Source organism: Geobacillus sp. LYN3 (genome assembly GCF_003064505.1).
GTDB lineage: Bacteria > Bacillota > Bacilli > Bacillales > Anoxybacillaceae > Parageobacillus_B > Parageobacillus_B toebii.
Genome location: NZ_QCWL01000001.1, coordinates 428808 through 438740, shown reverse-complemented (window position 1 = coordinate 438740; position 9933 = coordinate 428808). Strand labels below are relative to the sequence as shown.

The following is a 9933-nucleotide window of genomic DNA, read 5'->3' as shown; positions in this document are numbered from 1 at the left end:
TAACCAAGCGAAACGAAAAGCGGAGGACGCCCGTCTATCGGCGACACGCGCTGGAGGGCCCGTGAGGAGGCTCAGACCAAACAAAGTTTGGTCTTGCGTGGGTTACTCAGAGAAGTTAACTCAATGTGTTGCCGCCGCAACGGGACCGAAGCGTCGCGAGCCGATGGCGTCCGGAGCTGGACACGGAAAAGCAGAAGCGGCCGTTTCACTTCAAAAAGCTAGCCGCCTATGCAAGACGGCTTCTTCCAAACGGACGGTTATCTAGTTTTGAGGGAACGAAATCCCTCTTGACAAACGTGATGATTGGAATATAATAATAAATGTCCAATTGAGATAATTGCCTAGTGACAATAGCGGAGAGGAAACACCCGTTCCCATCCCGAACACGGAAGTTAAGCTCTCCAGCGCCGATGGTAGTTGGGGCCAGCGCCCCTGCAAGAGTAGGTCGTTGCTAGGCAATTATTACAGAAAACAGCTGATTAAGCTTCATGCTTAATCAGCTGTTTTTATATATACCTTAAAACATCTCCACTTCACCTCTCACTCTGTGTGTATCCATTTTTTCTATTAAACTGAAACGAAGAAAAATGCGCAACTCTCCTATCTTGTTCTCATGGTGTTATAAAATTTTATTTTTTGGTATTTATTATTTTACCTAAGCATCTATAAAATTTTATTTTCATCTATTAGTTATAGAAACTTATTAATGTGGGAAAGATAAAGGGTGGGAGGTGGAGAAGGTGGGTTCACTGATTACGGGTAAAGATGTTATCGAAAGAGTATGTATCGTTTGTGAGCAGCCAAAACAAGAAGGAATTCAAATTTATGATCAGTTTCTTTGTCTTGATTGCGAAAGGGAGATCGTGCAAACGGACACGACTGATCCGAAATACCGTTTTTATGTAAAGCAGTTAAGAAAAATTATATCTTCAAAAATATATTCATAGGGTCCTATTGATAGGGTCTATTTTGTTTATATGTTCAACTTTCATCACGCTTTTTTCTTTTTTGATTTGGAGTGGTATCGGAAAATCGATGTTATCTCTTATGTATTTCTATTCAAGGCAATTAGATTAGTGATAATATATATCTTGTTGTCTATGTCAGAAAAACAATGTTCTAAATTTCCTTATCATGAAAAAGAAAAGAGGGGCATTTATGGATCAACAGCAAACTCCTTTATATACCGCTTTAAAACGTCATGATGCCATTCATCCGTTTTCATTTCATGTACCAGGTCACAAATATGGTACAGTATTTCCTATAGAAGCGAAAAATGATTATAAGCAGTTACTAAAACTAGATGCGACTGAATTAAGCGGGCTTGATGATCTACATCAACCGGAATCGGTTATTGCCGAGGCGCAATCTTTAGCAGCAAAGCTGTATAATGTAGAAGAAACGTTTTTTCTCGTAAACGGTTCTACGGCTGGAAATTTAGCGATGATCTTTGCTGTTTGCGGGGAAAAGAAAAAGGTAATTGTGCAGCGAAATTGCCATAAATCGGTTATGCATGCGCTTCAATTAGTTGGAGCTGCCCCTATTTTTCTTCCTCCGGAATTGGATGAAGACGTCCGTGTCGCCTCTTATGTTGCGTATGAAACGGTAAAAAAGGCGCTTGAACTTCACCAAGATGCCGCAGCATTAGTGTTGACTAATCCAAATTATTATGGAATGGCGGTGGATCTTACGGAAGTTGTAAACATCGCACACCGCTATCGTATTCCTGTGCTTGTCGATGAAGCGCATGGGGCCCATTTTATTATAGGAGAGCCTTTTCCGAAAACAGCGATCGCGTGCGGGGCGGATGTTGTTGTCCAGTCAGCGCATAAAACATTGCCAGCCATGACAATGGGGTCGTATTTACATGTAAATAGTTCATTAATAGATAAAGAGAAACTAAAATATTTTTTACAAGTGTTTCAGTCAAGCAGCCCATCTTATCCGATTATGGCTTCACTTGATTTGGCGAGAAGTTACCTCGCTCGTTTAACAAAGGGAGATGTAGAAAATATTTTAAAACAAATTCAACGGTTGAAAGATGCCCTCGATGAGATAGAAGGGATTGCGGTAGTTCATTCGCAACATCCGCTTATAAAGACGGATTTATTGAAAATTACCGTTCAAACGAGAAGTAAGTTGTCCGGTTATGAGCTTCAACAACGGCTGGAGCAAGAAGGCGTTTTTGCGGAGCTTGCCGATCCGTTTAACGTTTTGCTCGTGTATCCGCTTGCTGCTATCGATCATTTAGAGGAAGTGATCGAAAAATTAAAACGGGCGTTTCGCGGATTAAGCTATAGCGAAGAGTTGCTAAATTCGTTCCGTTCTTTTTCCTTTTTGGCATCTGCAAATCCGATTTCTTATAAGGAACTAGAGACATTGCCGAAAAAAGTGGTTAACTTAGAAAAGGCGGAAGGATTTATTGCCGCGGAAACGATCACACCTTATCCACCTGGAGTGCCTTTATTATTTATAGGAGAATCAATTAGTAAAGAGCATATTGAACAAATAAAACAGTTAAAATACCATGCGCGGTTTCAAGGAGGAAAGTTTTTATCTTCTAATCAAATAGAAGTGTATGTACCAGTAAAATAAGGGGGATTAGCGTATGAAAGGCCGTTTTTTTTCTTTCGAGGGACCTGATGGAGCAGGAAAAACGACGATGATTACAAAGCTGGAATCATTTTTGCGAGAAAAAGGGTTTGACGTTTTATTGACAAGAGAACCAGGAGGAGTTCGTATTGCCGAGGAAATTCGTTCCATTATTTTGAACCCAAAACATACGGAAATGGATGGTCGTACGGAAGCGTTGCTTTACGCCGCTGCGAGAAGGCAGCATCTTTTAGAAAAAATTATTCCTGCGATAAAAGCCGGCAAAATTGTATTGTGCGATCGGTTTGTCGACAGTTCGTTAGCCTATCAAGGATTTGCAAGAGGGTTAGGCATCGATGAAATATTACAAATTAATCAGTTTGCGATTGATGGTTTTTTTCCTTCGTTAACGATTTATTTTGATATTGATCCTAAAATAGGATTAGAGAGAATCCAAAAAAATAAGCAACGGGAAATTAATCGGCTTGATATGGAAAGTTTATCTTTCCATTATAAAGTAAGAGAAGGGTATTTAAAGATAGCAGAACGTTTTTCTGATCGTATCATTGTCATTGATGCTTCCAAACCAGTCGATGAAGTGTTTGCAATGACCATAGCGGCGGTTATGGATCAAATAGAAGGAAGATAACAGTGATGTTTCCATGAAACAGAACATGATGAAAAGGATAAGACATGTTAGAATAAAAATTAAAGGAAAGTGATGAAAGTGGCGATTTTCTGGGAGCAGCTGGAACGATATCAGCCTGTAGTAGTGAAAATGCTCACAAAAAGTCTTGAAAAAGGGCGAATTTCTCATGCTTATTTATTCGAGGGGCAACGCGGAACGGGAAAAAAAGCAATGAGTCTTTTATTGGCAAAAAGCTTATTTTGTTTACATCGTTCCGGAATAAAGCCTTGCAATGAATGCCGAAATTGCCGCAGAATCGATTCCGGGAATCATCCGGATGTACATGTCATTGAACCAGATGGGCAATCGATTAAAAAAGAACAAATTGAAATGTTGCAGCAAGAGTTTGCAAAAATGGCGGTGGAATCAGACCGAAAACTATATATTATCGAGCACGCTGATAAAATGACAACGAATGCAGCGAATAGCTTGTTAAAATTTTTAGAAGAACCTCGTCCAGGGACGGTAGCGATATTGCTTACAGAACAATATCACCGCCTATTAGAAACGATCATTTCCCGTTGCCAAGTGTTTTCGTTTAAGCCAATACCACCTGCTTTGCTTGCCAATTATTTAGCAGAGCAGCAAATCCCGCCTCATATTGCTCTCCTTGCCGCACATGTGACAAACAGTCATGAAGAAGCACTCGAGTTAGGTCGAGATGATTGGTTTGCGCAGGCGAGAAAAATAGTGTTACAATTATATGAAATGTTAAAGAAAAATGATTTGCAGGCGCTTTTTTTCATCCATGATCAATGGATTCCGCATTTTCAAGAAAAGCAGCAAATCGATTTAGGATTAGATTTGCTTTTATATATATATAAAGATATGTTGCACATTCAATTAGGACAGCAAGATAAAATCATTTATCGAGATAAAATCGATGATTTGCAGCAGTGGGCGCTTTCTTGTTCTCAACGACAGATCGTAAAAAGCATGGAAATGATTTTACAAGCGAAGGCGCGTTTAAATACAACTAATATGAGCGTACAGCTTTTAATGGAACAACTTATCCTTGATCTAAAGGAGGGAAAAGTGTTTGTATAATGTCGTCGGTGTTCGCTTTAAAAAAGCGGGAAAAATTTATTATTTCGATCCTGGAGAATTGTCGATTTCTGCCGGGGAGTTCGTCATTGTAGAAACCATTCGAGGGATCGAATATGGAAAAGTTGTCATTAGCAACAAACAAGTCGACGAAAATGATATCGTTTTGCCGTTGAAAAAAGTGATTCGCGTCGCGGACGCGAAAGATAAATTAATTGTTGAGGAAAACAAAAAAGCGGCACGGGAAGCGTACGATATTTGCTTAAAAAAAGTAGAAGAGCATGGCTTGGAAATGAAATTAGTCGATGTGGAATATACGTTTGACCGCAATAAAGTGATTTTTTATTTTACTGCAGACGGGCGTGTGGATTTCCGCGAACTTGTCAAAGATTTGGCAGCCATTTTTCGCACGCGCATTGAATTAAGACAAATCGGTGTTCGCGATGAAGCAAAAATGCTTGGCGGGATCGGTCCGTGCGGAAGAATGCTTTGCTGCTCAACATTTTTAGGAGATTTTGAACCAGTATCCATTAAAATGGCGAAAGACCAAAACTTATCGCTCAATCCGACGAAAATTTCCGGTCTTTGCGGTCGGTTAATGTGCTGCTTAAAATACGAAAATGATGAATACGAAACAGCGAAAGAGCAGCTTCCTGATTTAGGGGAGTATGTGGAAACTCCGCATGGTCTTGGAAAAGTGATCGGATTAAATATTTTAGAACGAGTATTGCAAGTGGAATTATCGGAACATGGACGGGTCGTGGAATATACGCTCGACGAGTTGATGAAAGATGGAACGTTACCAGTCCAAGCCACAGACTAATTGGGGTGGATTGACGTGGATAAGAAAGAGATTTTTCAGTCAGTAACGAGCATGGAGGAACAACTGAGCCATTTGTACCGCCAGCTTGTACAATTAAAGGAACATGTAGTTCAGCTGCTTGAGGAAAATCATCATTTGCAAATAGAAAATGATCATTTGCGCCGTCGGCTCGAACAAGTGACCAGTGAATTGGCAGAGGAAAAGCAAAAAGAAAAAGATCATAAGCATGGTCATGAAAGAAAATTAGTTGACATTGGCGAAGGATATGATAATTTAGCGCGTCTTTATCAGGAAGGGTTCCATATTTGTCATGTCCATTATGGAAGCGTCCGAAAAGAAGGCGATTGCCTATTTTGTTTATCCTTTTTAAATAAAAAGTAAGCATAACGATAGCCTTTCCACATAAGGAGAGGTTATTTTTTTGAAAATAAGGAGGAATACACGATGGTGGAATTATATGATGATGAGAGGCTTGACTATCTTTTAAATGAAGATATTCGCATTATTCAAAGTCCATCTGTGTTTTCCTTTTCCCTTGATGCGGTGCTGCTTGCGAAATTTGTTTATATGCCGATTCAAAAAGGGCAAATTGTCGATTTATGCACCGGAAATGGAGTTATTCCATTGTTATTAAGCATGAGAACAAAGGGAAAAATTATCGGTATAGAAATTCAAGAGCGGCTTTGTGATATGGCAAAAAGAAGCGTACAATATAACGGTTTGGAAAAACAAATAGAAATTATTCACGGGGATATTAAAGATGCGCCTAAGCAGTTAGGATACAGTAAATATGATGTCGTCACGTGCAATCCTCCCTATTTTCCAACGATCAGCAAGGAAGAAATGAACAAAAATATTCATTTGGCCATTGCTCGCCATGAGATTTATTGTACGCTTGAAGATGTGATTCGCGTAAGCAGCCAGCTGTTGAAGCAAGGCGGCAAAGCCGCATTTGTGCACCGGCCGGGACGGCTGCTCGATATTATTACACTAATGCGCAAGTATCGGTTAGAGCCAAAACGGCTGCGGTTTGTTTATCCGAAAATCGGAAAAGAGGCCAATACGATTTTGATTGAAGGAATAAAAGATGGCAATCCGGATTTAAAAGTATTGCCGCCGCTTATTGTGTATCATGACAATAATGAATATACAGATGAAGTGAAGCAGCTATTATATGGAATTATCCCATCGTAAAGGAGCAGAAGCGATGCTTTGGCAGCAAAAAAGTTTTGCCGGCGATAATAAAGGAACTCTATATATCGTCCCGACACCGATTGGCAATCTTGAAGATATGACATTTCGGGCGGTACGTATTTTGAAAGAAGTAGATATCATTGCCGCAGAAGATACACGGCAAACGAAAAAACTGTTAAACCATTTTGAGATTCATACACCGGTCATTAGTTATCATGAACATAATAAATATACAAGCGGGCCGCAAATTGTCGAACAACTGAAAGAAGGAAAATCGGTAGCGCTTGTCAGTGATGCAGGAATGCCGGGAATTTCCGACCCAGGATATGAGCTGATCGTTTCCGCGCTCAAAGAGCAGTGTTCAGTTGTTCCGCTTCCAGGAGCGAACGCGGCGTTAACCTCACTGGTTGCCTCGGGGCTGCCGACCGATCACTTTTATTTTTTCGGTTTTCTCGAACGGACAAAGAAAGAAAAAAAGGAACAGTTGGAATCACTAAAAACGGTTCGTGAAACGATGATTTTTTATGAAGCACCTCATCGCTTAAAAGAAACGCTTGCGATGATGTATGAAGTGTTTGGCGATCGCCGTATCGCTATATGCCGTGAGCTTACCAAACGATTTGAGGAGTTCATTCGTGGAACTTTGCGGGAGGCGGTCGAATGGGCAGAAACGAATGAAATTCGCGGAGAATTTTGCATTATTGTGGAAGGAGCGGAGGAAACGATCGAAGAGAAAGAGGAATGGTGGCATTCGCTAACACCGGTGGAGCATGTCGAATATTATATTCGGGAGAAAAATTTTACGTCAAAAGAAGCTATTAAACAAACCGCAAAAGATCGAAATATGTCGAAACGGGACGTTTATCAGCAATATCATCATCGATAAAAAAAGAGAGTTTCTCTAAAAATGCTAGAGAAACTCTTTTATTTATCATTATTGTCAGATGATTGTTGTAGATGCTCTTGGATTTCTTTTAAAAGAATTTCCGCGCCTTCACGGCTTAAAATGATTTTGCCGCCGGCTAATTTGAAGTTGTCATCGGAAACTTCGCCAGTGACGACACAAGTCATATTTGGTTTATATTTTTTCAAAATGATGCGATCGTCGTCTACGTAGATTTCCAACGCATCTTTTTCAGCAATATCTAACGTGCGGCGTAATTCAATTGGAATTACGACACGGCCTAATTCATCCACTTTGCGGACAATGCCTGTTGATTTCACGGAACGCTCCCCCTCTCTATAATAAAATAGTTTTTTATTTTGCTAGGATTTATTCGTCAATATTCGACAAATTTCCTACATCCTAATCATATCAGTATTTCCATTATACGTCAATCCTTTTATATGTAAAATTAAAAAAAAATGTATTTTTAAGAAAGACGATTGTTTTCTTCTATAACTATTCGACTATTTTTTATAAAATATGGCGTTATTTTGTATGTATATTTTTTTTCAATAAGAGAAATAGATGTTTTTGTAGAATGAAAAAAATTATGTAAAATAGAAGTAACATCGCTCTCGTCCGTTGGGCGGGGGCTTTTGTTCAGAATAGGGAGGTATGAAGATGGAGAAAAAGACGTTTTATCTTACGACCCCGATTTACTATCCGAGCGGGAAATTACATATTGGCCATGCATATACGACCGTAGCAGGCGATGCGATGGCGCGCTATAAGCGTCTTCGCGGTTATGATGTCATGTATTTGACTGGTACGGACGAACATGGACAAAAAATTCAGCGAAAAGCGGAAGAAAAAGGAGTAACACCGCAGCAATATGTCGACGAAATTGTCGAAGGCATCCAAGAGTTGTGGAAAAAGCTTGATATTTCTTATGATGACTTCATCCGTACGACGCAAGAACGTCATAAAAAAGTAGTAGAAAAGATTTTTGCGCGTCTTGTCGAACAAGGTGATATTTATTTAGGTGAATACGAAGGATGGTATTGTACACCGTGCGAATCATTTTATACGGAGCGGCAGCTCGTTGATGGAAACTGCCCGGATTGCGGCCGTCCGGTAGAAAAAGTAAAAGAAGAATCGTATTTCTTTAGAATGAGCAAATATGTAGATCGGCTTTTGCAATACTATGAAGAAAATCCGGAGTTCATCCAGCCGGAGTCGCGCAAAAATGAAATGATTAACAACTTTATTAAACCAGGGCTTGAGGATTTAGCGGTATCACGCACGACGTTTGATTGGGGCATTAAAGTTCCGGGTGATCCGAAACACGTCATTTACGTATGGATTGACGCGCTCACGAACTATATTACGGCATTAGGATATGACACGGATAACGATGAGAAGTTTCGAAAATACTGGCCGGCAGACGTTCATTTAGTCGGAAAAGAAATTGTCCGCTTCCATACGATTTACTGGCCAATAATGTTAATGGCGCTCGATTTGCCGCTTCCGAAAAAAGTGTTTGCCCATGGCTGGCTGTTAATGAAAGACGGAAAAATGTCGAAATCAAAAGGAAATGTCGTTGATCCGGTAACATTAATCGACCGTTATGGATTGGATGCACTTCGCTATTATTTGCTTCGCGAAGTTCCGTTTGGCTCCGATGGCGTGTTTACTCCAGAAGGATTTGTCGAACGCATTAACTACGACTTAGCAAACGATTTAGGCAACTTGTTAAATCGCACGGTAGCGATGATTGAAAAATATTTTGACGGCATGATTCCACCATATCGTGGAGCGAAAACAGCATTCGACAACGATCTTGTCGAAAAGGCAAAAGAAACGGTGAAACAATATGAAGAAGCGATGGAGAAAATGGAATTTTCCATTGCGCTTGCGTCCGTATGGCAGCTGATTAACCGAACGAATAAATATATTGACGAAACGCAACCTTGGCTGCTTGCCAAAGATGAAGGCAAAAAAGAACAATTGGCGTCTGTAATGACCCATTTGGCAGAATCACTTCGTCATGTTGCGATTTTGTTGCAGCCGTTTTTAACACGCACGCCGGAAAAAATTTTCGCGCAGCTTGGCATTGTTGATGAACAATTAAAACAATGGGACAGCTTATATGAGTTCGGCCTCATCAAGGAAGGCACGAAAGTAACAAAAGGTGAACCGCTATTTCCACGTCTAGACATTGAAAAAGAAGTGGAATATATTAAAGCCCATATGCAGGGCAGTGCACCGGCAAAACAAACGGAAGAAAAACCAAAACAAGAAGCGCAAGAAATTACGATTGATGATTTTATGAAAGTTGATTTGCGAGTTGCAGAAGTACTTCACGCTGAGCCGGTAAAAAATGCGGATAAACTGCTGAAGCTCAAGCTTGATCTTGGCGATGAACAACGTCAAGTCGTATCAGGAATTGCGCAATTTTACAAACCAGAGGATTTGATCGGCAAAAAAGTGGTTTGCGTCGCCAATTTAAAACCAGTGAAACTGCGCGGTGAACTATCCGAAGGTATGATTCTCGCCGGGGAAGAAAACGGGGTGCTTTCTCTTGTTACCGTTGATAAAACGATTCCAAATGGGACAAAAATAAAATAATGACAAACATAAGAGGTGTGGTGTCTATCGTACACGACACCTCTTTGTTGTCATTTTGTAAAGTAAATGTTAACAACT

At 40.2% G+C, this 9933-nt stretch carries 11 protein-coding genes and 1 rRNA gene; 11 read left to right on the top strand and 1 reads right to left on the bottom strand.

Going from position 1 to position 9933, the window contains the following annotated elements:
* The 10 genes from DCC82_RS17910 to rsmI form a co-directional block, all read left to right on the top strand.
* On the top strand, positions 1-265 hold a 265-nt coding region (locus DCC82_RS17910), incomplete at its 5' end, for a hypothetical protein (RefSeq protein WP_233252904.1).
* A 75-nt stretch (positions 266-340) separates the two neighbouring features.
* Positions 341-457: ribosomal RNA gene (gene rrf, locus DCC82_RS02305) — 5S ribosomal RNA — on the top strand.
* Positions 458-740: 283 nt separating this feature from the next.
* Positions 741-947, top strand: coding sequence for a sigma factor G inhibitor Gin (locus DCC82_RS02300; protein WP_012748803.1), 207 nt, complete (start codon positions 741-743; stop codon positions 945-947).
* A 211-nt stretch (positions 948-1158) separates the two neighbouring features.
* On the top strand, positions 1159-2595 hold the full coding sequence (locus DCC82_RS02295) for an aminotransferase class I/II-fold pyridoxal phosphate-dependent enzyme (RefSeq protein ID WP_012748804.1): 1437 nt from the start codon (positions 1159-1161) through the stop codon (positions 2593-2595).
* A 13-nt stretch (positions 2596-2608) separates the two neighbouring features.
* A complete protein-coding gene (gene tmk, locus DCC82_RS02290; protein ID WP_012748805.1) occupies positions 2609-3241 on the top strand; it encodes a dTMP kinase in 633 nt (210 codons plus the stop codon).
* Between the two features lie 78 nt (positions 3242-3319).
* Positions 3320-4327: a DNA polymerase III subunit delta' gene (gene holB, locus DCC82_RS02285; RefSeq protein ID WP_041269541.1), complete on the top strand. Its 1008-nt coding sequence runs from the start codon at positions 3320-3322 to the stop codon at positions 4325-4327.
* Positions 4320-5147 (top strand): PSP1 domain-containing protein, encoded by an 828-nt coding sequence (locus DCC82_RS02280; protein WP_012748807.1) that lies wholly within the window; start codon positions 4320-4322, stop codon positions 5145-5147. The genes holB and DCC82_RS02280 overlap by 8 nt, the downstream gene beginning before the upstream one ends.
* A 15-nt stretch (positions 5148-5162) precedes the next feature.
* Positions 5163-5528, top strand: a complete 366-nt coding sequence (gene yabA / locus DCC82_RS02275; RefSeq protein ID WP_012748808.1) for a DNA replication initiation control protein YabA — start codon at positions 5163-5165, stop codon at positions 5526-5528.
* 63 nt (positions 5529-5591) lie between these two features.
* Positions 5592-6341: a tRNA1(Val) (adenine(37)-N6)-methyltransferase gene (locus DCC82_RS02270; protein WP_012748809.1), complete on the top strand. Its 750-nt coding sequence runs from the start codon at positions 5592-5594 to the stop codon at positions 6339-6341.
* Positions 6342-6354: 13 nt separating this feature from the next.
* Entirely contained in the window at positions 6355-7227 is an 873-nt protein-coding gene (rsmI, locus tag DCC82_RS02265) for a 16S rRNA (cytidine(1402)-2'-O)-methyltransferase (protein ID WP_012748810.1), read from the top strand.
* 38 nt (positions 7228-7265) lie between these two features.
* On the opposite strand, the gene DCC82_RS02260 is transcribed toward rsmI, so the two are convergent.
* On the bottom strand, positions 7266-7565 hold the full coding sequence (locus tag DCC82_RS02260; RefSeq protein ID WP_012748811.1) for a transition state genes transcriptional regulator AbrB: 300 nt from the start codon (positions 7563-7565) through the stop codon (positions 7266-7268).
* A gap of 343 nt (positions 7566-7908) precedes the next feature.
* Here DCC82_RS02260 and metG point away from each other — a divergent pair, with 343 nt between their 5' ends.
* Positions 7909-9855: a methionine--tRNA ligase gene (metG, locus tag DCC82_RS02255; protein WP_097353952.1), complete on the top strand. Its 1947-nt coding sequence runs from the start codon at positions 7909-7911 to the stop codon at positions 9853-9855.
* The last annotated feature ends 78 nt before the right edge of the window (positions 9856-9933 follow it).

What these genes read in the sequence shown, in the direction of transcription:
- DCC82_RS02295 (WP_012748804.1), top strand. Translation starts at nt 1,159, where the DNA reads ATGGATCAACAGCAAACTCCTTTATATACCGCTTTAAAACGTCATGAT.
- tmk (WP_012748805.1), top strand. Translation starts at nt 2,609, where the DNA reads ATGAAAGGCCGTTTTTTTTCTTTCGAGGGACCTGATGGAGCAGGAAAA.
- DCC82_RS02270 (WP_012748809.1), top strand. Translation starts at nt 5,592, where the DNA reads ATGGTGGAATTATATGATGATGAGAGGCTTGACTATCTTTTAAATGAA.
- rsmI (WP_012748810.1), top strand. Translation starts at nt 6,355, where the DNA reads ATGCTTTGGCAGCAAAAAAGTTTTGCCGGCGATAATAAAGGAACTCTA.
- metG (WP_097353952.1), top strand. Translation starts at nt 7,909, where the DNA reads ATGGAGAAAAAGACGTTTTATCTTACGACCCCGATTTACTATCCGAGC.